Source organism: Novipirellula caenicola, from assembly GCF_039545035.1.
Taxonomy (GTDB): Bacteria; Planctomycetota; Planctomycetia; order Pirellulales; family Pirellulaceae; genus Novipirellula; species Novipirellula caenicola.
The window spans coordinates 766,185-792,943 of record NZ_BAABRO010000001.1; the positions used below are offsets into that span (position 1 = coordinate 766,185).

General features: G+C 55.6%; 20 protein-coding genes and 1 pseudogene. 16 read left to right on the plus strand and 5 right to left on the minus strand.

The window, feature by feature from the left end:
* Nucleotides 1-58: 58 nt before the first annotated feature.
* Nucleotides 59-937 (minus strand): hypothetical protein, encoded by an 879-nt coding sequence (locus ABEA92_RS02660; RefSeq protein WP_345682242.1) that lies wholly within the window; start codon nt 935-937, stop codon nt 59-61.
* A 521-nt stretch (nt 938-1,458) separates the two neighbouring features.
* Here ABEA92_RS02660 and ABEA92_RS02665 point away from each other — a divergent pair.
* The 5 genes from ABEA92_RS02665 to ABEA92_RS02685 all read left to right on the plus strand — a co-directional run bounded on the left by ABEA92_RS02665 (nt 1,459) and on the right by ABEA92_RS02685 (nt 6,374).
* Entirely contained in the window at nt 1,459-2,091 is a 633-nt protein-coding gene (locus tag ABEA92_RS02665) for a DUF4332 domain-containing protein (protein ID WP_345682243.1), read from the plus strand.
* A gap of 83 nt (nt 2,092-2,174) precedes the next feature.
* Nucleotides 2,175-2,939, plus strand: coding sequence for a (Fe-S)-binding protein (locus tag ABEA92_RS02670; RefSeq protein ID WP_345682244.1), 765 nt, complete (start codon nt 2,175-2,177; stop codon nt 2,937-2,939).
* Between the two features lie 21 nt (nt 2,940-2,960).
* Nucleotides 2,961-4,346 (plus strand): lactate utilization protein B, encoded by a 1,386-nt coding sequence (locus ABEA92_RS02675; protein ID WP_345682245.1) that lies wholly within the window; start codon nt 2,961-2,963, stop codon nt 4,344-4,346.
* A gap of 2 nt (nt 4,347-4,348) precedes the next feature.
* Nucleotides 4,349-4,966, plus strand: coding sequence for a LutC/YkgG family protein (locus ABEA92_RS02680; protein ID WP_345682246.1), 618 nt, complete (start codon nt 4,349-4,351; stop codon nt 4,964-4,966).
* 31 nt (nt 4,967-4,997) lie between these two features.
* Nucleotides 4,998-6,374 (plus strand): MATE family efflux transporter, encoded by a 1,377-nt coding sequence (locus ABEA92_RS02685; protein WP_345682247.1) that lies wholly within the window; start codon nt 4,998-5,000, stop codon nt 6,372-6,374.
* A 45-nt stretch (nt 6,375-6,419) separates the two neighbouring features.
* Here the strand turns inward: ABEA92_RS02685 and ABEA92_RS02690 are convergent, their stop codons facing one another.
* Complete coding sequence (locus tag ABEA92_RS02690) at nt 6,420-7,469, minus strand: transglutaminase-like domain-containing protein (RefSeq protein ID WP_345682248.1); 1,050 nt, start codon at nt 7,467-7,469, stop codon at nt 6,420-6,422.
* Nucleotides 7,470-7,629: 160 nt separating this feature from the next.
* The gene (locus tag ABEA92_RS02695) at nt 7,630-8,160 is read right to left on the minus strand and encodes a hypothetical protein (RefSeq protein WP_345682249.1); all 531 of its coding nucleotides are present in this window, start codon (nt 8,158-8,160) and stop codon (nt 7,630-7,632) included.
* A 173-nt stretch (nt 8,161-8,333) separates the two neighbouring features.
* On the opposite strand from ABEA92_RS02695, the gene ABEA92_RS02700 reads away from it, so the two are divergent.
* The 9 genes and pseudogenes from ABEA92_RS02700 (at nt 8,334) to ABEA92_RS02735 (ending at nt 19,406) form a co-directional block, all read left to right on the plus strand.
* Complete coding sequence (locus tag ABEA92_RS02700) at nt 8,334-9,446, plus strand: alpha/beta hydrolase (protein WP_345682250.1); 1,113 nt, start codon at nt 8,334-8,336, stop codon at nt 9,444-9,446.
* A gap of 1,199 nt (nt 9,447-10,645) precedes the next feature.
* Entirely contained in the window at nt 10,646-11,581 is a 936-nt protein-coding gene (locus tag ABEA92_RS02705) for an aminotransferase class IV (protein WP_345682251.1), read from the plus strand.
* Nucleotides 11,582-11,730: 149 nt separating this feature from the next.
* The gene (locus ABEA92_RS02710) at nt 11,731-12,753 is read left to right on the plus strand and encodes an ABC transporter substrate-binding protein (RefSeq protein ID WP_345682252.1); all 1,023 of its coding nucleotides are present in this window, start codon (nt 11,731-11,733) and stop codon (nt 12,751-12,753) included.
* Entirely contained in the window at nt 12,754-14,265 is a 1,512-nt protein-coding gene (locus ABEA92_RS02715; RefSeq protein ID WP_345682253.1) for a sugar ABC transporter ATP-binding protein, read from the plus strand.
* 49 nt (nt 14,266-14,314) lie between these two features.
* A complete protein-coding gene (locus ABEA92_RS02720) occupies nt 14,315-15,370 on the plus strand; it encodes an ABC transporter permease (RefSeq protein WP_345682254.1) in 1,056 nt (351 codons plus the stop codon).
* Between the two features lie 317 nt (nt 15,371-15,687).
* Nucleotides 15,688-16,998 carry a hypothetical protein gene (locus ABEA92_RS02725; protein ID WP_345682255.1) on the plus strand — a complete coding sequence of 437 codons (1,311 nt, stop codon included), beginning with the start codon at nt 15,688-15,690 and terminating at the stop codon, nt 16,996-16,998.
* Nucleotides 16,950-17,553 (plus strand): annotated as a pseudogene (locus tag ABEA92_RS31335) (ATP-binding cassette domain-containing protein); the annotation flags it as partial. The gene ABEA92_RS02725 and the pseudogene ABEA92_RS31335, both read left to right, overlap by 49 nt.
* Nucleotides 17,554-17,621: 68 nt before the next feature.
* Nucleotides 17,622-18,617: an MlaE family ABC transporter permease gene (locus ABEA92_RS31340; RefSeq protein WP_425572393.1), complete on the plus strand. Its 996-nt coding sequence runs from the start codon at nt 17,622-17,624 to the stop codon at nt 18,615-18,617.
* Between the two features lie 42 nt (nt 18,618-18,659).
* Nucleotides 18,660-19,406 (plus strand): ankyrin repeat domain-containing protein, encoded by a 747-nt coding sequence (locus ABEA92_RS02735; RefSeq protein ID WP_345682257.1) that lies wholly within the window; start codon nt 18,660-18,662, stop codon nt 19,404-19,406.
* Nucleotides 19,407-19,450: 44 nt separating this feature from the next.
* Here the strand turns inward: ABEA92_RS02735 and ABEA92_RS02740 are convergent, their stop codons facing one another.
* Nucleotides 19,451-20,677 carry a S1C family serine protease gene (locus ABEA92_RS02740; protein WP_345682258.1) on the minus strand — a complete coding sequence of 409 codons (1,227 nt, stop codon included), beginning with the start codon at nt 20,675-20,677 and terminating at the stop codon, nt 19,451-19,453.
* A gap of 409 nt (nt 20,678-21,086) precedes the next feature.
* On the opposite strand from ABEA92_RS02740, the gene ABEA92_RS02745 reads away from it, so the two are divergent.
* Nucleotides 21,087-22,367 carry a thymidine phosphorylase gene (locus tag ABEA92_RS02745; RefSeq protein WP_345682259.1) on the plus strand — a complete coding sequence of 427 codons (1,281 nt, stop codon included), beginning with the start codon at nt 21,087-21,089 and terminating at the stop codon, nt 22,365-22,367.
* 225 nt (nt 22,368-22,592) lie between these two features.
* On the opposite strand, the gene ABEA92_RS02750 is transcribed toward ABEA92_RS02745, so the two are convergent.
* Nucleotides 22,593-23,795 carry a DUF1559 family PulG-like putative transporter gene (locus ABEA92_RS02750; RefSeq protein WP_345682260.1) on the minus strand — a complete coding sequence of 401 codons (1,203 nt, stop codon included), beginning with the start codon at nt 23,793-23,795 and terminating at the stop codon, nt 22,593-22,595.
* Between the two features lie 517 nt (nt 23,796-24,312).
* On the opposite strand from ABEA92_RS02750, the gene ABEA92_RS02755 reads away from it, so the two are divergent.
* Nucleotides 24,313-26,703, plus strand: coding sequence for an ATP-binding protein (locus tag ABEA92_RS02755; RefSeq protein WP_345682261.1), 2,391 nt, complete (start codon nt 24,313-24,315; stop codon nt 26,701-26,703).
* The last annotated feature ends 56 nt before the right edge of the window (nt 26,704-26,759 follow it).

The window sequence follows — 26,759 nt, forward strand, 5'->3', positions numbered from 1 at the left end:
ACGCGGCGGCCCGAGCCGCCCGGTTAAAATCGAACGTTTTACTCGCTGCAACCGCGAACTAGATGTACCAACGCTGCGAGATCGCGTTGTTTTCACCTTCGGTTTGCCGTATCGGAAACACATGATGCTTGCCATGAACCGTCTCGATGGTCGGTTGCAAGTCGGCGCGTCCAGCGTTGTTTTCGAGTTCACGTAGCCACCGCGATTTCATCGTCCCCACGCTGTCAAACAAGTCGTGACGAAACAGCGTCATCACCGCATCGGCGACACGTTGGTTCGCTCGTGGCAATCCCGGTTGTTCCGATGTCCGTTGGCGCAACATGTCGTGCATCGCGGTGTTGAATAACCAACATGCGGTTTCGCGTTGTGCCAAGGTTTCATTCTCGGCACTCTCTTCGGCGTACGCGGACGCTCGCGAAGGGTCCACGGCGTAGGCGATCGCGGTGTCGCTGTAGGGGATCATGCGTCCCAGCAGTGCGTCGGTCCAGCGTTCGATTCCTTGACGCAATCGATTCAGTCGAACGGTGTTGCGAACCGAGCTGCCGCGTCCAAATAGCATCAGGTGATGGACACGCGAGGAGACTTCGAGATGGGACCGAAACACAGTATCGGTGACTGGCGAGATATCATCGATCCCTTTTTCGGCATCCATCGCCTTACCCAATGCGGCAACGACCCGGCAGAGAATCTCGCTGACCAAAATCTCTTCCAACACGACGCCGTGCCGATTCCACCAAGCACGGATGGCAACTCCCTCGTTGCTTTGTTCGGCGCGGCGATAGCGGCTGATCACTTGGTGCCAAAGTTCGAAGCGGCCGCGAGATTGCGTCCAATATTTCGTCACCGCCATGCTCATTTCGTCGTTGGGGCGAAAGGCGATGGTCGAAGCATTTTGCGAAATGATGGCAGCAAGGTCGGCGAGCAGAACGGCATGCATAAATTTCAATCCCTAAGCATCACGAGTCAGTTGCATGACCGTGAATTGCATCCGCCGTGCCACGCCCCGATCGCCGCCGCGCACCGCGTTTGCTAACCCATGAATCGCATTGCACTTACGTCCACGTGGCGGAGGCGACGCGGAGTTTGCGGCAATCGCAGCGGTAGAGAATTCACCTCGTGATGTTGCCCAAACGCAACGCCGAAGTTTGGTTCGCGCGACGGTTCGGGTTAAGCCGAGCAAGTTGGTTGACGCGATTTTTGGGGAAGAAACGATTGACGTCGCATGGCGTTGGAAGCCCAACGTCAATCGGCAGCACACGGGTGTGAAGCCATTCGTGCCGAGCGGCGGCTTAGCAAAGATGGAGATACCGAATCCCTCGGTTGCATGGTGTCCAGCAATAAGCGGAGCGACTTGCCGCATAAAACCCAAAATCTCTCTAGCGTCGAAGTCTCGCGGTTAGCTAACACCGCCTTATCGCGTGCTTGGCGTCTCTTCTCTCTTCCACTCGGAACACTGCCATGTTGAAAACCTTCTTCAAACTGCTCTCTCGCACTCCACAGCAACCCGTTCCCGTCAATCCGCAATCGCGTGAAGACGTGGCGATTATTGCTCACCGCCAACCCTCGGCGTCGCAACCCAATCCTGCGCGGACATCCCAACCCGCCATGGTCGCCGCTCACCCGGTCCCCAAAGCGAGTCACCGCGAACGACTGCTGAGCATGCGGATCGAGCACATTCGCATTTGTTCCGAGAGCCGGGCCAATCAGTTTTCAGAATTTGGGATCGATACCGCTGGCGATTTGATCTCGGCCAACTTGCGGACGTTGGCCGAGAAATACCCATCGCCTCGCAAGGCGGTCCGCGTGCTGAAACGGTACCGTCAAGCGATTCGATTGGCGGCGCGGGTTCCCGGCATGATGCCTCGTGACGCGTTATTGCTGATCAGCATCCACCGCCGCAGCGTTCGCGGATTGGCGATGGAAACGCCGATGTCGCTGTATCGTGATTTGCAGCGTTATGCGGAAAGCACGCCAGGCCGAAAACAGCTGCGGGGGCGTCGTCTACCCAGCGTCAAGCGAATTCGCCGCTGGATCACCGTTTCGGCGAGCGAATTGGGCGTTACGGGCAATATCTACGCCGACGCCGCTTAACTAATTGCCTCGAGAGTGACTATACTGCGACCATTCCGCCATCGAACGGGTTCGATGGCTAACGCACGTTCGTGGCAAGTTGAATGTCTGTCGCTCTGTTTATCCCCTGCTATCTCGACCAATTTTACCCCGATGTCGCCATCGCAACGCTCGAGCTGCTCGAGCGTCTCGGGGTGGATGTTGTCTACCCCGATGGTCAAACCTGTTGTGGCCAACCGATGGCCAACACCGGCTGCACGGCCGATTGTGCTCCGGTAGCCCGGCGGTTCGTCGAATTGTTCAGTCCCTACGATTCGATTGTCTGTCCGTCGGGATCGTGTACCGCGATGGTCCGTCATCACTACGACGAGTACTTTGCGGACGACGACCCAAAATTCAATCACGTCAAAAGCCGGACGTTTGAGTTGTGCGAATTTTTGCACGACGAACTGCAGATCAAAGAGCTCGACGTGCAGTTCCCACACAAGGTGTCGATCCACCAAAGCTGTCATGGGTTGCGAGAATTGCGGCTCGGTTCTTGCAGCGAAAACATGACGGTTCGCGAAGACAAAGTTCGCAATGTGCTGAACCTAGTTCATGGGATCCAGTGGTGTTCGCCGACGCGAACGGACGAATGCTGTGGATTCGGCGGCACCTTTGCCGTCAACGAAGCCGACGTGTCCGCTGCGATGGGGCGTGATCGTGTCGCCGACCACGTCGCATCAGGTAGCAGCGTCTTGGCTTCGGCCGACATGAGCTGTTTGATGCATTTGCAAGGCATCATTCGTCGCGAATCGGCGCCGATCGAAGTGATGCACGTCGCTCAGATTTTGGCAGGTCGCAATCCCAAACACGTTGGCAACGCGTAACAAAACCTCGCATTTAAAACTATGAAATCGCTTCCCATTGTCGATCATCCGACCAAGGCACGTCCGTTTGTCGCCGACACCGAACGTTTCCATTGGCACGACCAAGCATTGTGGTTTGTCCGCAGCAAACGAGACAAGCAAGCCGGGTCGGTCCCGGAATGGGAACACCTGCGTTCACTCGCGTCGCAAATCAAAACTGAAACGATCGCCAATCTTGGCGACTATTTGGTCGAGTTTGAACGCAACGCCACCGCGCTGGGGGCAACGGTACACTGGGCCGCCGACGCCGCTGAACACAACGAAATCGTGCTCAAGATCCTGCGTGATCACGAGACGCTGCGGATTGTCAAAAGCAAATCGATGCTGACCGAGGAGTGTGGTCTGAACCACTTTCTCGAAGACAATGGTATCGAAGTGGTCGATACCGATTTGGGCGAACGGATCGTCCAACTGCGAAAAGAAACGCCCAGTCACATCGTGTTGCCTGCGATTCATATCCGCAAAGAAGAAGTCGGCGATACGTTTCATGAACATCTCGGCACCGACGAAGGCGCGTCGGACCCGCAGTACCTAACCGAAGCCGCACGCCAACATTTGCGTGACAAATTTCTAGCGGGTGAAGTGGGAATCACCGGAGTCAATTTTGCGATCGCGGAAACCGGCGGCTTGGTCGTTTGCACCAACGAAGGCAATGCGGATCTTGGTGTCTCGCTTCCTCGCGTGCACATCGCTTGCATGGGGATCGAAAAACTGGTTCCCCGTTTCCAAGACTTGTCGGTGTTCATCCGCTTGTTGGCTCGCAGTGCGACCGGGCAACCGATCACGACGTACACCTCACATTTCCATGGGCCTCGCGATCCCAACAGCGAACTGCACATCGTGTTGGTCGACAACGGTCGCAGCCGGCTGCGAAACAGCAACGAGTTTCGTGAAGCATTGCATTGCATTCGCTGTGGTGCCTGCATGAACACGTGCCCGGTTTATCGCCGCAGCGGTGGCCACAGCTACAGCGCCACCGTGCCGGGACCGATCGGATCGGTATTGTCGCCGACGCGAGATTCGTCGCGATACAAGAGTCTGCCGTATGCGTGCAGTTTGTGCGGATCATGCAGCGACGTGTGTCCCGTGAAAATTCCACTGCACCATCAATTGTTGGCATGGCGCAAGGAATTGGTCGGGGAGAATCTGTTGCCCTATTCCAAACGAATCAGCATGAAGGCGGCTTCGATCCTGTTCCGTAGCCCCCGCTTGTTTTCGATGGCCGGTTGGATGGGACGAAAATCACTCAAGATCCTGCCTCATTGGGCAACTCATAATCGGCTCAATACTTGGACCATCGCACGCGAATTGCCCGAACCTCCGCGTGAGAGCTTCCGTCATTGGTATGCAGAAAACCGGAAACGTTAACGATGCTTAAGAAAACGCCTGCCACGACCACCAGCCGCCAAGCCGTGCTCGACCGTTTGACTGGAAAACAAGTCATCGGCCCAGGATTGCCCACGATCGAGCATGACCGGATGGTACACTTTGACGATCCGGTGGAAAAATTCATCGAGGTTCTTTCCACCGTCGGTGGCCAAGCCCACTTGGTCGATGACGCTCAGCAAATCGCTCAAATCCTGAGTGATATTCCGGTTTACGCCAATGCAAAACGAGTGGTGTCGTTGGTGCCTGAGGCGATTCCAGGAAGCTTGGACGTTGCCACGATCGATGATCCGCATGCGTTGGCATCCGTCGATTGGACGATCGCGAAAGGCGAGTTCGCGGTCGCCGAGAACGGTGCGATTTGGGTCGAAGGGGCAACGATGCCACACCGTGTGTTGTTATTCATCGCTCAATATTTAGCCATCGTCGTGTCCCGCAGCGATCTGGTTCATAACCTGCACGAAGGTTATGCACGAATTGGCACTCCGAAATCACCGTTTGGCGTGTTTGTCTCAGGGCCTAGCAAGACGGCCGACATCGAACAATCGCTGGTGCTAGGCGCCCATGGCTGCCGCACCCTGCAGGTGTTTTTAACGCCGTAGTTGATCCGCAAGCAATGGACTGCAACGCATCGTGAACGAACACCGCCTCGACGCTTCGCAACAATCGTTTCGATTTATCTTTGTCGAGCTGCTCGTCATTGCGTTGCCGTTGATGGTTAGCGCGGGCACCTTTTCGCTGGTGTTGTTTGTCGACCGCACGCTATTGTTGTGGTACAACGGCGCGTCGATGAGTGCATCGATGGCGGGCGGCAATTTCTTTTGGGTTAGCATTTGTTTACCGATCGGGATCGCATCGATGACCGGTGCGATCATCAGCCAATACGTCGGAGCGGACGAAGAGGACAAGATCGGCCGCTTCCTTTGGCAATCCGTTTGGTTGACCTTGTTGTCCACCCCGTTCTTTGCCTGGATCGCCTACAACGCAGACGATCTGTTCCGATTGACCGAACAACCCAGCGAGTTGATCCAGGCAGAAACAACGTACCTGCGATGGTTGATGCTCGGTGGCGTTGGTGCGGTGCTCGAGAACGCGCTGAGCGGATTTTTCAGTGGTACCCAGCGGACCCGCGTGATCATGTGGGTCAGTCTGTTATCGGGGCTATTGAATGTCGTGTTGGATTTGTTGTTGATTTTCGGAGCGGGACCGATTCCTGAAATGGGGATTGCCGGTGCGGCGATCGCCAGTTCGATGGCATTTTGGTTCAAAGCGATCTGCTTTGGGCTGCTGATCTTCTATTACGACCGCGACAATCGATACCAAGTTCGTAGCGGCATCGGGTTCAGCGGCGCGTTGTTGACCAAACTGCTCTTTTTTGGCTTTCCCACCGGGTTGATGTATGTCACCGAAGCAGGGGGATTCACGGCGATTGTGTTGCGAATTGGTCGACTCGGCGACATTCCTCTGCGGGCAACGACGATGGCAATCAACTTTAACATGGTCGCCTTCATTCCATTGGTTGGTGTGTCGATCGCCGCATCGGTGCTGGTGGGCCGGCATTTGATTGAAAGCGGGCCTGGACGTGCCGCCAAAAGCGTATTGGCAGCCTTGTTAGTCGGATGGGGGTATTCGCTGCTGTGGTGCATCGCCTACCTGATTTTTCCCGGCGTGATGATGCAGTTGTACGAGATCAACACGCCCACGGCCGATTCGGCGCTGGCGATTTCGATTGCCAAAGGGCTGTTGAAGTTTGTCGCGTTTTACGTCGTGATGGACGCAACCCAATTGATTCTGGCAGGCGCCTTGCGAGGTGCCGGCGACACCTGGTTCGTGCTGGGCACCGGTTTGATGTCGTCCGTCGTGGCGTTTGCCATTGGCGTTGGCAACGAACCGAGCCAAGGCCAATTGCATTGGTGGTGGTGGATGATCACGCTGTGGGTATGGTTGTTGGCCGTTTGCATGACCGCGCGATTCGTCCATGGCAAATGGAAAACGATGCGAATGGTGTAGCCGCGACGCAGTCCGATCGCGCTGCTGCGGATACCCCACTGGGCACTAGATTTCGATCTGTTCGCGAACGAACCCTGGATCTGGATTGCCTTTGCCCTTGCGATCGCATTTGAAGTACTCGGCAACGTAACGCACGGGTTGGCGTTTCTCGGGCACTTTGAAGCGGTCGCCTTTTTGCAGGACCGGGCGGTATTCATCCATGCGACCGAATTGGCGAGTCCCGGCTGCTTGACAGGGGAACCAGAAACCATTGCCATCACCGTCTTCGAGATAGAATTCGGGGTAACAGTGGCCTGGGATCCATACCATCCGCGCGGGAACACGAGCGTTGCGGCACAGTGCCACCACTAGGCTGGTCATTTCTTCGCAGTCGCCCTTGCCATCGCGAAGTGCGACCGAGGCGTTTTTCAGCGGACCTTCGACGTACTCGACCTTTTCTCGCACATAGTCATAGATCTGTTCGACGCGTTGCCAATCGTTCTCGGCTTCTTGTGCGGCCAACTCTCGAGACGCCGATCGGATGATGGAATTGCTGGCGTCGATATTGGGACTGTTGCCAAGGTAATTGCGAAGCTCTCGCGAGGGCCGCTGGGGGATGACTAGATCATCGGTTTGCGTCGGAGGAAGAATCCGAGAACGTTCGATCTGGAATACAAACGTCATTTCGACTCTCGCGCCGGCGGGAACCTGCGGAATCTGCAGCGCGACTTGCTTCGCACCGCTGGCCAGATCACGAACCTCCCAAGCACGCACGATCGGATCGATCACTCGATTTACCACGGTGACCTTTTGTTCGGGCCATTCGGTTGGAACCGGAAACGTTGCGATCACATTGGTACACATCACCGGAGTGGTTAACACCATCCCAATCCGCCACTGTTGAATTTGCGGCGAATCAAAAGTCAATCGTGATGGAACCGCATCCGGTTCGTCTGACGCATCGCTCGACTCGGGTTGGACCGGATCGTCGGCCAAGGCGAGTTGTGAAAGAGCGAGTCCCCCCACGCTGCAAATCCCGACCTGGTGCAACGCTTGTCCCAACAGACTTCGGCGACTTAATTGCGGGGTGCTTGGGGAGGAAAGTTTCTTATTCATATCTCATCAAAATGCTGAAAAAGGGATAACCGAAACGATCGCAGAAGTACCAGGCTTTGACACCGGCACCTCTGCGATCGTCGCTCACTTTTTATTCATTGTAGTCCGCGGGACGGACCGTTTTCGATTTACCAGTGCGAATCCACATGGGATCGCCATCCTAGTTAGCGGGTACGGCACCCGGTGGCAGCGGATCACGGCTGATGATCCGGTCGCCTCGTGCGTCAAAATCATCCGAGATGATGTTGCCTGAGTTTCCATAGATCGTGCCATTGTCGTAGATGGAACTGCCGACAATTTCCCCTTGCAAATAGGGGTCATTTACTGCGTTTCCGTACTGGTCAAGTGACGATCCATAGCCACTGCTGACCGAATTACAGGCGGGACATTTCGCGGCAACTTCCGAGCCACATCCCAGCTCAGGACCGGCATACGTGTTGCATTCGCACCCTGGCGTGGGTGCCACGGCCAATGGGACTTGCGGTTGAGGAGCGACGGGCACCCATGGCGTCTGAGTGCACGGCGCAGGCTGAGGCATCACACTGAGATTGCCTGGAACAATCGACTGGGCGCGATTACATAAACCGCATCGAGCGCCGCGTCCAAACCAAAATTGTCGCAGCGTTCCACATCCCGAACTGACAACAAGCAGCGTCATCGCTGCGATAACCGACATAAAGCGAGTATTCATTTCTTTTTCCTTCACATGCATAGCGAGCGTATTCGGAGTTCTCGATCGGAGAACCAGTTAAAAGTAGGACGCTATTTGTGATGTGCAAACGCAACATCGTTATTTTTCGGCAACAATTTGTTGCACCAAGTCAACACACTGCGCGAACCGCCCCAAAACCAATTCAAACCGAGATGCAAGAAACCCTCCGATTCTTTTGTTCTTGTTTGACCATCGCTTCGTTGGTGGCATCCCCTTGCTCGCATGCCGCTGAGGCAGTCGCGGTGGATGTGATCCATTCGGTGTCGGATGATTCGGTGCTGGATGATTCGGTGCTGGATGATTCGGTGTTAGATGATGTCACGTTGCCACACAGTGAATCGGTATTACCTGTAGACGTTGAGGGTGCTTGCCCGAGCGACGAATCCGTTGCCCAGGATCGTATTTGGCTGATCAGTACACGCGGCATCTCTCGCTCGGTTTGCTGCGCCGATTTCGAACAACCTCAGTTCTCGGTTTCTCGGCTGTCCTCCAACGGATGCCAAACACCCTCATCGATGGACGAATACCTTGGCGGCTTGTTACCAGAGCGTCCGGTCGTGGTGTACGTGCATGGTTACCGATTCACGTCGTGTGAAGCGATTCGCCGCGGTTTGCGAATTCATCGCGAGATCGCTTGCCGCCGTTCGGCGGGGCCCGTTGATTGGGTAATTTGGAGTTGGCCGAGTGCGAAGGAAAAATTCATCAGTCACGATATTCGTGAGAAAGCAAAGTTCACGGACACGCAAGGGCTGTACTTGGCTTGGTTGCTGAAACAGCATCTTCGCAGTGGCGTGCCGTCGACCTTGATCGGCTACAGTTTTGGTGGCCGCGTCGTGACCGGTTCACTGCATGCGTTGGCCGGCGGATCGCTCGGCGGACGTTCGTTGCCATGCGAGCCGATTGTCAACGCCCGCATCGATGTCGGGTTGGTTGCCCCGGCGATCGAAAAGGATTGGTTGGCTCCCAATGACTATCACGCATTGGCAACAAGCAACATCGATCAACTGTTGCTGCTGTACAACCAGAAGGATTCGGTGCTCAAACGCTATTGGTTAATCGACAAGGTTCGAGGCACGATGGCGATCGGATTCGGACGTCTACAATCGTTTGCCCCGCGAACCGACGGCAGCCGCATTTGGTTGCGAGCTCGCGAGTGTTCATCGTGGATTGGACACACACACGATGAGTTGGATTACTACGAACGCCCCTGCAGTGCGGGCTGCGAGATGGCTCAGCTTGTCGAGGACGCTTGGTTGATTCACTAATGACACTACACGGATGGCCTTTAACGCGAAGCGGCGAAGTCCTGTCACCTCTCCCAAACGAAGTTTGGGAGAGGTCGAGCAGAGCCTTCAGCGATTGCTCGGGTGAGGGCCGACCGAGCAAGTCCACGGCACGTAACGCTCGCTTGCGCGGTCGGCCCTCACCCGAACGAGGCCTGAAGGGCCCGTTCGACCTCTCCCTGCTGCGCTGGGAGAGGTGACACAAGAAATGTCGTAATGTCAAATAAACAGCTCCATCGATTAATCAGTCCGCGACTCGCGCTGCCCAATGCCATCTACAATGACACAAGACAGTTGGCCTTTATCGCGAAGCGACCGAGTCCTGTCACCTCTCTCAAACGAAGTTTGGGAGAGGTCGAGCAGAGCCTTCAGCGATGCTCGGGTGAGGGCCGACCGAGCAAGTCCACGGCACTCGGCGCTAGGGTGCGCGGTCGGCCCTCACCCGAACGAGGCCTAAGGGCCCGTTCGACCTCTCCCTGCTGCGCCGGGAGAGGTGACAAACTAAATGTCGTATTGCCAAATAGAAAACTCCATCGATTATTCAGCTTGCGCCCAATGCATCTACAATGACACAAGACGGTTGGTCTTTATCGCGAAGCGACCGAGTCCTGCTACCTCTCCCGAATGAAGTTTGGGAGAGGTCGAGCAGAGCCTTCAGCGATTGCTCGGGTGAGGGCCGACCGAGCAACTCCGCGGCACTTAACGCTCGCTTGCGTGGTCGGCCCTCCCCCGAACGAGGCCTAAAGGGCCCGCTGGACCTCTCCCTGCTGCGCCGGGAGAGGTGACAAACGAAATGTCGTAACGTCAAATACACAACTCCATCGATTTATCAGCTTGCGCCCAATGCCATCCACAATGACACAAGACGGATGGCCTTTATCGCGAAGCGACCGAGTCCGGTCACCTCTCCCAAACGAAGTTTGGGAGAGGTCGAGCAGAGCCTTCAGCGATGCTCGGGTGAGGGCCGACCGAGCAAGTCCACGGCACTCAACGCTCGCTTGCGCGGTCGGTCCTCACCCGAACGAGGCCTAAGGGCCCGTTCGACCTCTCCCTGCTGCGCCGGGAGAGGTGACACAAGAAATGTCGTAATGCCAAATAAGCAACTCCATCGATTTATCAGCCCGCGGCTTCACACACGCATTCCAACTTGGTGATTGGTGACTTCAGCTCAAAACACGAACGTGGATTCATTCGACGTGGACGACTGCATCGCCTATTTCTGTGGCGACTGGATTCGTGCGCGCACGTTGAAACTATCGATCCATGATGTGGGCTTTCGCCAAGGCGTGACGGCCGTTGAACGAATGCGAACCTACGGTGGACACCTTTTTCGACTGCCGGACCATTTGGACCGGTTTGATGCCACCACAAGTTTCCTCGGAATCGATACGCTGCCCGATCGAGCGACGATGGTCGCTCTCCTTCGTGAACTGTTAATGAGAAACCGTGATGCAATCGCGGGGCAGCGTGACATCGGAATCACGATCTTTGCCACGCCTGGCGTGGCGGGATCGGGCGAACCCACGTTGGCGATGCATCTGAACCGGCTGAATCATTCGCTGAACCATCAACGGCAAACTCTTGGCCAATCGTTGGTGATCACCGACGTCGTCCAACCGCCGGCCGCCTCGTGGCCTCGATCGATCAAAGTTCGCAACCGTCTGCACTACTATCATGCCGACAGGCTGGCTCGATCTGCGATCGAAAATGTCTCGTCACATGCGACCAATCCGGACGTAATCGGCGTGCTGGTTGACGATGACGGCAGCGTGACCGAAACCAGCATTGCTAATTTGGCGATCGTCGAAGGCCAAACGATTGTCTCGCCGGAACCCGACCAAGTCCTCGGCGGCGTCACTCAAAGGGTGGTTGAGGAATTGGCCGCGTGCGAATCGCTGAGCTGGAAAAAAGAACGGCTGTCGCCTGCCCGTTTTGCCGCAGCTGACGAGATTCTGTGCATGGGAACCGACGGCGGGCTGTGGTTTGCCAACTCGGTGATCGTGGCGGGAAAAATAATCGAATCGAAAATAACGCGTCATCCAGCGAAAATCTATCCGCTTCTGCTCGCCGGATTTGCCAAACGGGCGAGCGAACTCGCGTCGTTTGATGTATCTTAACGGACGATGCCTTAAAGGACCGCGGAACCCCCTTGCGGCCTCGCTGCGGGCCTCGACTCGGCAATCGTAAACCCCATGGGGGGAAGCGATTGCGTTTATTCCGGCGGATGCCTTTCGTTTCCATCTTCATTCAAAGGACGACTATTTCGATGACATCGTTTCCAAGATTCGCTTTCCCCAGGTTTGGCTCGTTGGCCGCGATCATGTTGCTTTTGATTGCCGGCTGTGGACGAAGCGACACGCAAACGGCTGGAAATTCGTCCGGAGGCGACGGCAAAGAAACGCTGCGAATCGCAGTCATCCCCAAAGGGACAAGTCACAAATTTTGGAAGTCCGTGCATCTCGGTGCCAAACGAGCGGCCGACGAGATTGGCAACATCGAGATCATTTGGCGTGGCCCGGTTGTCGAAGATGACACCGGTAGCCAAATCGAAGTGGTGAAAAACATGATCACCATGCAGGTCGACGGGATCGCGTTGGCGCCGAACCAAAAGGGCGGCTTGGTGGATGCGGTCGATGAAGCGATCGGCGAAGGGATCCCCGTGGTGATTTTTGACAGCGGTTTGGATGAAGGTCCCGAAATCGTTAGCTACGTTGCGACCAATAATTTCAAAGGAGGCCAATTGGCTGCCGACCAAATGGCCGAAGCCATCGGTGAAAAGGGGAATGTCATCCTGCTGCGTTATTTGGCGGGCAGCGAAAGCACCGAGCGACGCGAAGAGGGCTTTTTAGAGGGGATCAAAAAGTACCCGAACATCAAAGTCGTCTCGTCGGACGAATTTGCCGGCGCTAATGCGACCGGATCCAAAGAAAAGGTCGACCAATTGCTGCAGATCCATGGCAAAGACCTAAACGGCATTTTCGCCGTCTGTGAACCCAACGCCAACGGAACGCTCGAATCGCTTCGCAATGCGGGATTGAACAAGAAGGTCAAACTGATTGGCTTTGACCCAAGTGATGCGTTGATCGAAGGACTGCGTGACGGATCCTGCAGCGGGATCGTGTTGCAAGACCCGATCGAAATGGGCTACCAATCGATCATGTCGCTGGTCAAAAACATGCAAGGCGAAGAGGTTCCCGAGTTTCAATCGACGGGCGAATACGTGGCGACGCCTGAAAACATGGACGAACCGGAAATCAAAAAACTCTTGAATCCTGAAATGGTCCAGTAGATGCCTGAGCCGTTACTCGAAATCCAACAGATCAGTAAACGCTTTGGCCCCACGATCGCGCTGAACGATGTCTCCTTGTCGGTGTATGGCGGTGAAGTGTTGGCGTTGATCGGCGAAAACGGCGCCGGTAAAAGCACGTTGTTAAAAACGCTAAGCGGAGCTCATCTAGCCGACTCGGGAACCATGTCGATCGACGGCAAACCGTATTGCCCAAGCGGTCCGCATGACGCTCGCACCCGCGGCGTGGCGATGATCTATCAAGAACTGAATCTCGCGCCCGACCTGAGTGTCGAAGATAACATCTTGCTCGGCCACCAGGGGAGCGGTGGCGGGTTGCTGCTGCGTTCGACACAGCGTGACAAGGTGACCAAGATGCTCGCGACAGTCGGATTGGCGGGATTAGATCCGAAGGCGATCGTTGGCGAACAATCGGTTGCGACGCAACAATTGATCGAGATCGCACGGGCCTTGGCCAGCGATGCCAGAATCATCCTGTTCGACGAACCGACGAGCTCGCTGCCACAAAAGGACGTTGCTCGGTTGTTCGAGATCATCAACACGCTGAAGAAATCCGGTTACGGCATCGTCTACATCAGCCACTTTCTCGAAGAGGTCCGCGAGGTCGCCGACCGCTATTCGGTGCTGCGTGACGGTAACAATGTCGGATCGGGAATGATCGCTGACATCAGCGACGATCAAATCATCTCGCTGATGGTCGGCCGCGACGTCGAGGATCTGTATCCCGTTGTTCCGCACACGATCGGCGAACCCTGGGTCGATGTGCGTGAATTGACGGGATCGCCGTATCCACAACACGTCAACCTGGCACTTCGCCGAGGCGAGATCTTTGGCGTGGCCGGATTGGTCGGCTCGGGACGCACCGAACTGCTACGCAGCATCTTCGGGTTGGACGTGATCGATGCCGGATCGGTCTACGTCGCAGGGAAAAAAATCAAGGACACCATCCCCGCTCGGATGAAAGCGGGTTTCGGGATGCTTTCGGAAGACCGCAAACGGGAAGGGTTGGCCCAAGATTTATCGATCATCGAAAACACAACCTTGGGATCGCTGAAGCCGTACACGAAATGGGGATTCTTGAATCTCCGCCGACGTGCGACGGTGGCAGCGGAACTGATGAAACGCGTCGAAGTCAAAGCGGTTTCAGGGAACCAACCGGTGTCGGACCTTTCCGGCGGCAACCAGCAAAAGGTCGCGATCGCGAGGATACTGCACCAAAAGGCAGACATCCTGTTGCTCGACGAACCGACCAAAGGAATCGACGTCGGCACCAAAGCCGAGATTTATCGTATGATGGGTGAGTTGGCGACGGCCGGAAAAACGGTGGTCTTTGTCAGTTCGTATCTGCCTGAGTTGCTGTCGGTTTGTGACCGCATCGGAGTGATGTCACGAGGCGAGCTTCGTGAAACCCGCGACGCCAAAGATTGGACCGAAGACGAAATCATGACCGCTGCGATCAGCAGCGAGGAATCACACGAAGTGGCCGCAATCTAGACTCCATTGCCGCTCGCCCAAATCACCAACGTCTGAACATTTTCTGCCAATGCTAAAAAAGTTATTCCGCTCACAACTCGGTCCGCTGTTCGCCCTGCTGATCATCGTCCTCTTTTTCTCGTTGGCCGACTACGCATTCAGCGAAGGCTATTTTTTCTCGGCACGTAACTTTCGCGTGATCATGAGTTCGGCGTCGCTGATCGCAGTGCCTGCGTTCGGAATGACGATCATCATCATCGCAGGCGGCATCGACTTGTCCGCCGGCACGGCATTGACGCTCAGTGGCACCGTATTGGCACTGCTATTGAAAAATTCCTCGGTTGCCGCTGGCGATCCAGGGTTTGCTTGGACCATGTGTCTCGCATTGGCCGCGACGGTGTTTACCGGTGCGCTGTGCGGGTTCCTCAACGGCGGTTTGATCAGCGCGACCAAAGTGGTTCCGTTCATTGTCACGCTGGGGACGATGACGATCTTTTTGGGGGTCGGCCAAATCATTGCTTCCGAATCGACCGTGTACGCCCCGAAAGAAAACATCCCGGTTTGGCTACGGTATCTGTGTTACACCGGATCCAATGGCGAGAACTATTTGATCTCGGGATTACCGATCTCGACCAGCGTGATCATTGCCGCGGTGTTGGCGGTGTTGGTTGACCTGTTGATGCGGTTTTCGGTGTTCGGTCGTAATGTGTTTGCGATCGGGTCGAGCGAATCGACGGCTCGCTTGTGCGGGATCAACGTGCCATGGACCGTCGTCGCGGTCTACACGTTGTCAGGATTTTTCGTCGCCATTGGCGGGCTGCTCTATTTTGCCGATGTCAAAAACGGCAACCCCAGTGACGGCAGTGGCAAAGAACTCGAGATCATCGCCGCAGTCGTGCTCGGCGGCGGCAGTCTTAGCGGGGGCCGAGGATCGATCTTTGGAACGCTGGTCGGCGCATTGATCATCACGGTGATCCGCAGCGGGTGTTCGCAATTGTCAATCCCTAATACGTACACGCACATCATCATCGGCGGCATCATTATCGTGGCCGTGATCGTCGACCAACTGCGTCATGGATCCCCCGAATGGTTTTTCCGAATGTTGCCCAAATCCGAGGATCGGTAAAATAGAGAAACGCGTCGATGGGTGTACGAGTTTCGCGCGCCCTGAGTAGGCCGAGAGTATGCCGGATTCTGAGGGAATAGGCCGGAGGCCGAAACATGACTTGCCGTTGGCGTGAGCCAACGGTTTAGAGGCGACCTGGCGACGTAAGGCCGGAGGCCGACACAATGACCGAGAATGTGTCGCCCGCTGGGCTATGTTTACCCGCCTCCACTGATCGGTGGCTCACGCCACCGGCAGAGGGTGTATCGGCCTCCGGCCTGTAGTCAATGCTCCTAAATCAGCAGTCTTCTTCCTTTTCAAAGGCACTATTCAGCTTCGTGAATCGAACCCACAAACGCATCGCCGGGGTATTGTTTTGGATCGCCATGTCGGTGGTGACGATGGCGGCGATCGCGCGGGTTGATTCGCCCACCGATCCCGACGCGGACCACTCGCATCGCACTCCGCTTGTTCGTTTCCTGAGCACCCGTCCCACTCGGATCACCGCAATCGACCTTTCGGGCCGATTGCGGCAATACGATCCTGTGTTTCGAATGGATGCGACAGGCGATTATCGGCAAGTCGGTCATGTGGTCGATCGCACGCCTGATCCCTCGCTTCCCAGCACCGAACCACCAAGCGTTACGATTGCTTGGTACGATTCCGGATTGGCCGCGGACGAAGTCCAATGGGTCCAATATCACAACGATGGACGGCTCGAGGATGTTGCCAAATTGATGCTGCCCGAACAAAAACGAGAACGAATTCGTCAGCAGCTCGCCGAGGCAATACGATTGTACGGAGACGAATTTTCACAGGCCTTCCAACCTTTGGTCCAGCAATCGATTCAACAATCGTTGCCGGTGATTGAATCCGAATTGAAACGGTCGATCGCACGTCATCGCGGTGACATCGACGCATTGGCAAAGCGATGGAACGATGAAGTCGTCCGGGAACGCTTGATCCCGTTGGCGCGGGAAGAGATCATGCCGATCGTCAAGGAACACGGACGTCCGACGGCGGAAAAAATCGGGCAACAGATTTGGGAGCGGGCTTCGCTGTGGCGGTTTGGATGGCGTGCTGTCTATGATCGCACGCCCCTGCCTGAGCAGAATTTGCTCAATGAAGAATGGCAACGGTTTGTGCAAAAGGACGTCGGCCCCGTCCTGGAACGAAACATGGATGAAATCGTTGCGACAGTCCAAAAAATCCTTGTGGAAACCGCGGCGAATCCGGTCGTCCGTGGCGAGTTGGCAGATGTCGCCAGTGACATTGCGCAAGATCCCGAGGCACAGCAGCTCGTCAAAGTCATCCTGCAGGAAACCCTGGTCGAGAACCAACGACTGCGTCAAGTTTGGTCGGATGTGTGGCAGAGCGAAGAAGCACGTCGTGCGATCGATTTAGCGTCGCGGCGAATGGAACCGGTGCTTCGCAACATTGGCGACGAGCTTTTTGGCACTCAAGACGAAGGGATCGATCCCGCATTCGCTCTGGTTCTGCGAAATCAAATTTTTGGCAAAGATCGCCGCTGGATCATCGCATCGCCAAGACAAGACGGACGTGGCGATTCCGCCGATCGCGTGATCCCGGTTTCGGATCAATGGATGGCGTATCCGATCGTGTATCTCGCGGAAAAGGACGCCCAGTGAGTCTCGATAAAGAATGGGATGCCTCTGCGGTAGCCGGCGAAGGGTTGCCGCTGCGGTTGATCGATCTGCAGATTCAAGTCGCCGATCGTGTGTTGATTCGCGATACCTCGCTAACGATTCCAGCAGGCAAAATCACGGTGATCGTGGGGGCCAGCGGTGCGGGGAAATCGGTTTTGCTGCGAACGTTGGCTGGATTGCTGCGTCGCGATGACGAGGCGATTTCGTGGCAGGGCAGCATCGTGATCGGCCATGATGATCCGATGCAAAATCGCCGCAATGGCTTGTTGACCCGCGTTGGCATCGTGTTTCAACAATTTGCGTTGTTCGACGAATTGTCGCCGACGGGGAATGTCCAATTTGCCATCGACCACCGCAGCGATCCCTCGGCCCCGCCATCGCAATCGGCCCGCGACTGGGTCGATGAACTTGGCGTCCCCGCGCACACGTCAGTTTCAGCGTTAAGCGGTGGCCAGAAACAACGTTTGGCGATCGCCCGCACCCTAGCGGCCGCACCGGACGTCTTGCTGTACGACGAACCAACCAGCGGGCTTGATTCAGCCAGCGGACGCAAAGTAGCCGAATTGATTCGGCACACGCAAACGATCCACCGTACCACCAGCATCGTGGTCACGCATGATTATCTAACGCTGCTGCCGATCGCCGACGAAGTGCTGTTGCTCGATTCACAAACCAGTCGCTTGATACGAATCGAGCAAGACCAATGGGACCAAATCTCAACGCGGATGCAGCCGGTTGCACTGGCCGACAACACCAGCGACGACGATCCGGCAACGCGAATGTCACGCTACACGAGGCTGGCTCGGCAACGCGTTGACGATTTTTTTACCGCGACCGGATCGGCAATCTGGACCGCAATGGCGTTGCCGTTCGAGCTGCGTCCCTATTTCCCTCATTTTCGCTGGGGAATGCGGTTTGTACTGCACTACTTGCGGTTGGTGGGCGGGCCGTCGGCTTGGTTCTATCTGATCTTGGCAGGGATGATCATTGGGTTTACCAGCACCTATTTCACGTTTGAATTCTTACCCTTTCAAGCCTACACCCAGCCGCTATTGATCGACGAATTACTGGCGTCGATTGGTTTTGCGTTGTACCGCATCTTGGTCCCGGTACTAGCAACGATTTTGATCGCCGCACGCTGTGGCGCCGCTGTCGCCGCCGATGTCGGTGTGAAACGGTACGGAGGTCAAGTTGATGCGTTACAGACACTTGGGGTCAAGCCGCGAACGTATTTGCTGCTGCCGATTGTGATCGCGTTTGTGATCGCAACGCCGATGCTGGAATGGATGTCGCTGAGTGCGGCGAAGCTGATCAGCTTGGTAACGTTTTTGTCGACGCATCCCAACGAGGGCCCTTATTTTTGGCAACAGAATTTTTATCGCAATCTTGCCGCAATCGACGGCTCGTTACTGCGTGGATGGCAGTGGGTATTGACCAAGAATCTGATCTGCGGGTTTGGCATCGCCTGTATCGCCTATTACCAGGGTTTGGCCCCCAAGAAGTCGGCCAATGACGTCAGCGGTGCGATCACGTCGACCGTGCTATGGACGACGCTATACGTGTTGATCGTGCATTTCGTCACGGCATTGATTGAATTTTAGGGACATTTCCCGAGGCTCGGAGTTTCGACTACAATTCGCAACATGAAAAACACACAACGCCACGCGCTATCGGTTTCGATGATCCTAGCCTCGCTTTCCGTTTTCAACGGATGCACTCCGCCGACGGACACGGTTGAACCGGCCGCCAAGACGGAAACCGCGGCCACCGGTGAATCCAGCACCCATGACTCGAGTGCCGCGAAATCAAAAGCCGCCCCATTACCGGTCCATCAACCCAAGTTCAGCGACGACGCGTACTTGATGGCAGCGCTGGACGGGAACATGCAAGTGATCGAGATGGCGATCAAGTCCGGTACCGAAATCGGTGTCAAAAATGAACGAGGTCACAACGCGTTGCATCTAGCTGCCTACAACGGGCATGACGAAGTGGTGAAGTTTCTGTTGCGAAACAAGTTCGACATCAACGAGCGAGATTCGGAAGGCAAATCCGCGCTGATCCATGCTGCCTCGGGCGACTTTCCCAAAACGGTCGAGTTGCTGATCGACAACGGAGCGGATGTGAATTTGAAGGATGAAACCGAAGGCTTTACCGCGCTGATGATGGCGGCAGCCGAGGGCCAGATGAAAGTCGTCGAGGTGCTATTGGAACATGGCGCCGACAAGACGATGAAGGATGTCGACGGCGACACCGCCGAAGTCTTTGCCCGCAACAATAAACACTTTGAGATTGCGGATCTGTTGGCGGACAAAGACCAAGAAGCGACGGAAAAAGAAACGACGGACAGCGACGTAGTGGACGAAGTAAAGGGATCCAAGGAATCCGAGTAGGGGCGGACGAAACTCTTGGCGAGTTTCGCTACTCGGCTTCTTCGCTACTCGGCTTCTTCGTTCTCAGCTTCTTGGTCCTTGTCGTCTTCGTTCTTTTTATCTTCGCTCTTCTGTAACGTCGGGTCCTCGACCGAGGCAAGTTCGACTTGTAGCGTCATTTCTTTACCTGCTCGATAGATTTTGACTTCCTGCATCGAACCGATCGGTTTGCGTTCGATGACCTCTTGCAAGCTGCTCGGTTTGTCGACGCGTTCGCCAGCAAATTCGAGGATCACGTCCAGCGGTTTTAATCCGGCGTGTTCGCCAGCCGACCCCGAGATCACTTGATAAACCAGCACGCCCAATCCCACCGGCAAATTGACTTTCTTAGCCACCTTGGGATTCAGTTCGGCTAACTGAATCCCCAACGCGGCGCGACGAACATGTCCATGAGCCGCCAATTCATCGGCGATCCATTTCGCTTGATTAATCGGAATGGCGAATCCGATGCCTTGATAGCCCCCGTTACGAGTGGCGATGGCGGTGCTAATCGCGATCATCTTTCCATCCAAATCGATCAGCGGTCCACCCGAGTTGCCGGGGTTGATTGCCGCATCGGTTTGCAACAGCCGACCGCGGCGAATCCGCTTGAGCGTTCGATTTTTTGCGCTAATGATTCCGGCGCTGACGGTCGCTTCCAACCGAAACGGGCTGCCGATCGCAAGCACCCAGTCGCCGATATCCATCAGATCCGAATCACCCAACGTGGCGACATCAAACGGCTCCTCACGTTCAATCCGCACAATGGCCACATCGCTATCGGGATCGCCATGCACCTCGACAGCCTCGATCTCCGTTTCATCCGCGAGTTGCACCACCACCTTTCTCGCCCCGGTGATGACGTGATTGTTGGTGATGATCAATCCGGTTTCACTGAGAATCACTCCAGAACCCAAACCGGTCAACGGAATGGCGTCGCCATTGACGCTTTCCTTTTGCGGCGGGGTGGGGCCCGGACGTTCGGTGTCGGTTTCTTCCTCGGCCGCTTCGACGTTTTGTCCATAGGCAAACACGGTGACGACCGAGGGTGTCGCTCGCCGCGCGGCAACGCGAAACGCCTTGGACAACGCTCTTGGTCCCGCTTGGATCTCGCTGCTCGATTCCGTGTTCTCGGTCCCCGCAGTCGTGTCGGCAGTCGCGTCGTCGGCTGGCACTGGGGTTGCTAGTAATGGGGTTGCTAGTAATACGAACATCCAGCCAAGAAAGACAAGGGAGGCAAGTCGATATTTCATCGCGTTTCTTTTTAACTTTTGTGAGGTAAAATCGGACTTGTGTGAGGTGTAGCGGTGCGGCGTAAGCCGCCTAGTTTAAATCGAATGTTTTTAATCGCTGCAACCGGGCGGCTTGCGACGCACCGCTAGTAAAGTAGTTGGCATTGGGCGCTAGATCAGGGCCAGCCCATTTCGTTGAAAACTTGCCCGCGGCTAACGCCGTCGGCTCACATCATTTTGCCTTGCTTCGATCGTAAAAACGAGAGTGGCAACCCCACTGTGCGGGTGCCAAACCGTTCTCCGTTGATCAATTGCCTTTGCAGACGATACGCGGATCGAAACGCAGCCGCCAGTATGCTACACCCGCTGGATTGTCTATCGTCACTATAGCGGTTTGCAATCTTTTTCGTCACCAACAAGGTTTTTGGCAATGCTACCTGCAACCCTATTGGCAAAAAAACGTGACGGTCAAACGCTCAGCGATGCTGAAATCCACTTTCTGATCGACGGATTTTGCAGCGGCAAGGTGGCCGATTACCAAATGGCCGCACTCGCGATGGCGATCTGTATCAACGGCATGCAGCCGGCGGAGATCAGTGCTTTGACGGGTGCGATGGTCCGCAGCGGTGACAAGTTGCCTCGATGCAGCGACCGGCCACGCGTCGACAAACACAGCACCGGCGGGCTGGGTGACAAAGTTTCGCTGATCCTAGCCCCGCTGCTAGCCACCTGTGACGTCGACGTGCCGATGATCAGCGGACGCGGGCTTGGATTGACCGGAGGCACGTTGGATAAGTTGGAATCGATTCAAGGGTTCCGAACTCAGTTGAGCATGGAGGAATCGACCAAGATTCTGCGAAAGACGGGTGTGTTCATCATCGGTGCGGGCCCGGAAATCGCCCCCGCCGATCAACGTCTGTACGCCCTTCGTGATGTCACCGGGACGGTCGAATCGATCGCATTGATCACGGCCAGCATTCTCAGTAAAAAACTTGCCGCACGACTGGATGCCTTGGTCATGGATGTCAAAGTCGGTGCGGGCGGATTCATGAAGACGCTCGATCAAGCACGCCAGTTGGCTCAGTCGCTGATTCGTGTCGGCGCCCAGTCCGATTTGCCGATCACGGCAATCCTTTCCGATATGAACCAACCACTCGGTGCGGCGATTGGCAATGCGATCGAAGTCAACGAAGCGGTGGATGTGCTGCAAGGCATCGGGCCACCAGAAGTCCGCGAGTTGACGATCCAGCTTGCGGCGAACGCGTTGGTCGCTTGCCACGATGACCTGTCGCGTGACGACGCGGTTGCAAAATTGACGAAACATCTCGATTCCGGGATTGCGATGGAGCGTTTTGAACAGATGGTGATTGCGCAGGGCGGACGCCCCGATTTCCCTCGGCCAATCGGCAGCGAGTTGATGATCGAATGCCCCGTTGATGGCTGGGTTGAAAAGATCGACTGCGAATTGCTTGGACAAATCGTCATTGAACTCGGCGGCGGTCGCCAACAGAAACAAGACCGCATCGATCCGAGCGTGGGGCTGCAAGTGCATTGCCGGGTAGGGCAACGTGTCCGCCGAGGAACGCCAATCCTAAGCCTGCACTGCGATAAACGTCAGCATGACGAGTACCGCGGCCCATTGGAGAAGGCGGTGATCATTTCGGATCAAAGCGTCAGAAGCGTCCCGCTGATCATCGAGCAGCTTTCGTGAGTGCCCACTCAGTGACTCCGCTCGACGACGCCTCGCATTGACTCCACCGCGACGCCCTCGACTCGCGTCGCGGTGCGTGGCCGACAATCCGAACGAAAGAAAACGCAAACAAGAAAAAAGGGGACGTTCACCGAAAAGAAATTCTTCTCTTCGACGACCGTCCCCATTGCATGTTTTCGTCGCTGGACCGTGCGATGCGCGAAGGTCCAGCGAAGGAATGCTCGCTTAGAAGTCGCTACTGATCACTTCTTTGCTGGCACGTGTTCCGAGCGATCCCCACAAACCATACGGGCTTTGTTGGCCAGGAGCCGCTTTGCCACTGCCTCCCAAACGAACCATGGCTCCGCCGCCGCCAGTATTGCGACTGCTGCCCGCTTCGATCGAATCGGTGATGAACTTGACCGCTCCGTCGCCCATCAGAATGTGGCAACCCCCTTGGTGACGGCTGCTTGGCGTGGCAACCATCTCCTTGAAGTGATTCTCGGCCGCAGGCAACGTCGTGCCGAAAGTAGCCTGTGTCGGAGCAGGCAAGTCGCCACGACAAATCTCTTGGTTCGGTGGCAGGATCGTGGTGAATCCGGTGAACAGCGGTCCAAAGTCCGCCCAGCGATAGCCACGTGCCAATCCGTTTGCCGTTGGTGGCGAATCCCAAAAACGAGGACGGGTTGCCGAAACCAATGGCAGACAACTGCTCGGGTTATTGTACAGATCGGTTCCCGCAACTTCCTTGGCCTGTGTCGAGACGCTTCCGTCCCCCAAGTCCGTCATGATTTCGCCGACGACGATGGTGTTCGCCAAACCGTCTAGAATGTCGCGGAACCGAGCGGTTTGGTGAGCGACAAACGCACCACGACATGAAGCCCGTGCCTCTTGGGCAAAGTTCGAGTTGGAAACCCCATTTTCGTTGACGGGACCGAACGACATCATTACCGCTGAATCACCGAGACAGGCGGCAATGTTTGTTCGCCCCTTCGCCGGCAATCCCTGGCCTGGATCGCTTGGACAACGCAGCGCCGGAATATCGGTGTCCCAGGGACCGTAAGTCGTGTTCGGCGTTGGCCCCATCGCATTGAAAGAACCTTGCGGGTTGCTGATCTGCTCCCACAACGCTTGTTGTTCGAAGAACGGCAACAGCCCGACTAGAAAGCTCAAACGCGTGTTGTTTCGCACATTCGAGTTGTTCCAAACCTGCTGACCGCCCCCGGTGCCTGTGCCTGAACCGTGTGTTGGAATTTGGTTATAGGCAGCGTGATAGTTGTGAATCGCCAACCCAATTTGTTTGAAATTATTGCTACATGACATCCGCCGTGCGGCTTCACGGGCCGCTTGGACTGCCGGTAAAAGCAAACCGACAAGCACGCCGATAATCGCGATCACGACGAGCAGTTCGACCAACGTGAACCCTCGCTTGACTGACAACTTGTTCATAAACACCCTCTCTGTAGATAAGCCATAACACTAAAATGTTTGCGTCCCCAAACCCCATCGGTTTGTTGGATCGAACGTCGTTGCAATCGTCGACGTCCTCATCACTATGCATCACGCAAGGGGCCAACACGACTGATTTTTGCGACACCCCGTTATTAATTTGCGACAAACAGCATCGCAAAAAGGGGGACAGACCGGTTTTTACCGTTTTCCGGCCATCTCGGGGCTTCCCAAGAAACCAGGTAGCACCGTGGCAACGGGGGCGATTCCCGGCGACGAGCAGCAGCACGCCTTCTACTTAAAGCGTCGATTCCGCCGTCGACCGCAGACCGAACCATCGATTTTGGGTGCTCGTTTACGCCATTCCAACTACTGATTTGCGACACACTACGTTCGTGTTCACGAACCATGCGTGGTGGTCATGCAGCATTCAATCGATCAGGTTAATGATCGAGGGTTACGATCACGCCCAACCGTCACAGCAGTCCTCCGAACGTCTTAGGTATCCTTGTCCGTTATGTTGCCAATATCGCAAATCACTGCGAAATCACTTTGCGAGGGACGTCGTGCACTGGCGGATCGCATCCACGATCGCATGCTTAGTGGCGGCCCGTCCGAAACGAACCCGCTCAGGCTGGCCGCAGAACTTGAATCGCACATCACCGTGTTGGCGGCTTGTATTGAATTCACAAGCCCGAGGTTGCTCGAGGACTACATTCGCTGGGCAATGAGACTGCCGCGATCGGTGTCACCGTACCAATGGGATATTCGCCAAAGCTTTGAAACCATCCGAGACGTCGTGCGTGCGCATAACCAACGTGATGTTGGCGAGCTCGTTTCCCGATACGTGGATCATTCGTTTGCAGCAAGTGATTCGCGTGGCGAGCCCGCGTTGGTGCCACCCCGACCTTCGTCACGCTCCGAGTTTTCAGAACTGCGACAAACGTATCTGGCGGCGTTGTTGGACAGTCGTCGCAAAGACGCGGTGCAGTTGATCATGAACGCCGTCGAAAGCGGAACCGAGATCCGAGCGATCTACTTGCATGTGCTTCAGCCTACGCAGCATGAACTAGGGCGACTGTGGGAATCGGGAAAGATCAGCGTCGCGCAAGAACATTACTGCACAGCGTCGACTCAGTTTGTCATGTCCCAGATTCAACCCTATCTTTTGAACGACAAGATCACCCCGAAGTCACTGGTGGCAACTTGTGTCGGCGATGAGTTGCACGAGGTCGGACTGCGAATCATTACCGATCTGTTCGAAGTGAGCGGATGGGACACTGTTTACCTCGGAGCCAACATTCCGGCCGAAGCGATCGCAGAGTCCGTTGCAGCGAACAATGCTCGCGTGCTTGCCATTTCAACGACGATGACGCAGCATTTGTTTGGACTATCGGAGGTCATTGCCGAAGTTCGCAAGCGTCCTGAATGTAAAGACGTTCGCATCTTGGTCGGCGGATATCCATTCAACGTCGACCCATTTCTGTGGCGACGCACCGGTGCGGATGCGTCCGCGAATGATGCGATCGATGCAATTGAGATTGCCGAACGATTGTGGGGCGATGATCAACCAGAAATTGAAACGACTCTGTCTACGAACATCAAACATGATGCCGCAACCTTCACAGAGGGTTTGACGACGGACGACGACCTCAGCCGGATCAACAATCATCTTGTCACGCTGCAGCGCGACCTTCACAAGGCAAACGTGCGGTTGATGGCTTTGAATGAGGACAATCAAAACAAGGCGATAGAGCTGCAGCGGGCCAGTCAACGAAAGGACGAATTCATGGCGATGTTAGCGCATGAATTGCGTGGTCCGTTGGCGCCGCTAACTTACGCAGCGTCGCTGTTGCAACTCGAACCGCTCGATGCAAATGTATTGCAAGACGTTCGAGAGACGATCAGCCGCCAATTGCAACAGATGACCTACTTGATCAATGATCTGTTGGAAACCGCACGCGTGGCTCACGGAAAAATCGAACTACGGCGAGAAAAGGTCTTTTTCCGCGAAATCCTCAATCGAGCACTCGAAATCGTCCGTCCGCTGGTCAAAGACAAGGCTCAGAACCTGCACATTGACCATACCCATGATCTCGAGCTGCTTGATGTGGACATCGTACGATTGACGCAGGTGTTAGCAAATCTACTTACCAACGCGTCAAAATACACGGATGAGAAAGGGTCGATCTGGGTTTCCACGAGTCACCTTCGCGATCGTTTTGTGATCACGGTGCGTGACAATGGAATCGGAATAAGCGAAGAGACGCTGCCCGATGTGTTTTCGACGTTCACTCAAGAACAACGATCCAAAGATTACGCCAAAGGCGGTCTTGGTTTGGGGTTGAGCTTGGTGAAACAGCTCATTGAACTGCACGGCGGAAGCGTGAACGCATCCAGCGCCGGGCCAGGCCGTGGAAGTGTTTTCTCGGTCAGCGTTCCTGTGGTCCAACCGTCGGCCACCGCGGATGCGGGCGGCGGATCGTTAACGCCGGACTCAGAGATCCGTGCTGCGGGTCGAACGGGTCAACGAGTTTTAGTGGTCGACGACACGGCCGGCTCGGCAAAGATCACCGCCTTGCTGCTGAAGAAACTTGGATTCGATCCTCACATTGCTTCCGATGGTGCTACCGCGATCAAGCGATTCGCTGAACTGAGTCCCCAGATCGTGTTACTCGATTTGACGCTTCCCGACATGAGCGGCTTCTCGGTTGCTCAGCAAATTCGCCGCGAAACCGCGTTAGAGAACGTGTTGATCGTCGCGTTAACAGGGCACAGCGACCAGAAGCACCGCAGCTTGGCGACCGAGAGTGGGTTTGACGAGTACTTCGTCAAACCTGTGGACATCCACGTGTTAAAACGTTTGGGAGACCAGGCCAGCCAAAAGAGCGCCGGCAGCGGAAGCTAAGCCAAACAGGTATGACAGTCGATTGGCGACGGCAGGTCAGTCTTCTTCGGAACAAA

Coding starts and splice junctions, on each gene's coding strand:
- ABEA92_RS02700 (WP_345682250.1), top strand. CDS start 8,334: ATGCAAGAAACCCTCCGATTCTTTTGTTCTTGTTTGACCATCGCTTCG.
- ABEA92_RS02745 (WP_345682259.1), top strand. CDS start 21,087: ATGCTACCTGCAACCCTATTGGCAAAAAAACGTGACGGTCAAACGCTC.
- ABEA92_RS02675 (WP_345682245.1), top strand. CDS start 2,961: ATGAAATCGCTTCCCATTGTCGATCATCCGACCAAGGCACGTCCGTTT.
- ABEA92_RS02740 (WP_345682258.1), bottom strand. CDS start 20,677: ATGAAATATCGACTTGCCTCCCTTGTCTTTCTTGGCTGGATGTTCGTA.
- ABEA92_RS02670 (WP_345682244.1), top strand. CDS start 2,175: ATGTCTGTCGCTCTGTTTATCCCCTGCTATCTCGACCAATTTTACCCC.
- ABEA92_RS02665 (WP_345682243.1), top strand. CDS start 1,459: ATGTTGAAAACCTTCTTCAAACTGCTCTCTCGCACTCCACAGCAACCC.
- ABEA92_RS02680 (WP_345682246.1), top strand. CDS start 4,349: ATGCTTAAGAAAACGCCTGCCACGACCACCAGCCGCCAAGCCGTGCTC.
- ABEA92_RS02750 (WP_345682260.1), bottom strand. CDS start 23,795: ATGAACAAGTTGTCAGTCAAGCGAGGGTTCACGTTGGTCGAACTGCTC.
- ABEA92_RS02690 (WP_345682248.1), bottom strand. CDS start 7,469: ATGAATAAGAAACTTTCCTCCCCAAGCACCCCGCAATTAAGTCGCCGA.
- ABEA92_RS02695 (WP_345682249.1), bottom strand. CDS start 8,160: ATGAATACTCGCTTTATGTCGGTTATCGCAGCGATGACGCTGCTTGTT.
- ABEA92_RS02755 (WP_345682261.1), top strand. CDS start 24,313: ATGTTGCCAATATCGCAAATCACTGCGAAATCACTTTGCGAGGGACGT.
- ABEA92_RS02715 (WP_345682253.1), top strand. CDS start 12,754: ATGCCTGAGCCGTTACTCGAAATCCAACAGATCAGTAAACGCTTTGGC.
- ABEA92_RS02735 (WP_345682257.1), top strand. CDS start 18,660: ATGAAAAACACACAACGCCACGCGCTATCGGTTTCGATGATCCTAGCC.
- ABEA92_RS02720 (WP_345682254.1), top strand. CDS start 14,315: ATGCTAAAAAAGTTATTCCGCTCACAACTCGGTCCGCTGTTCGCCCTG.
- ABEA92_RS02710 (WP_345682252.1), top strand. CDS start 11,731: ATGACATCGTTTCCAAGATTCGCTTTCCCCAGGTTTGGCTCGTTGGCC.
- ABEA92_RS02660 (WP_345682242.1), bottom strand. CDS start 937: ATGCATGCCGTTCTGCTCGCCGACCTTGCTGCCATCATTTCGCAAAAT.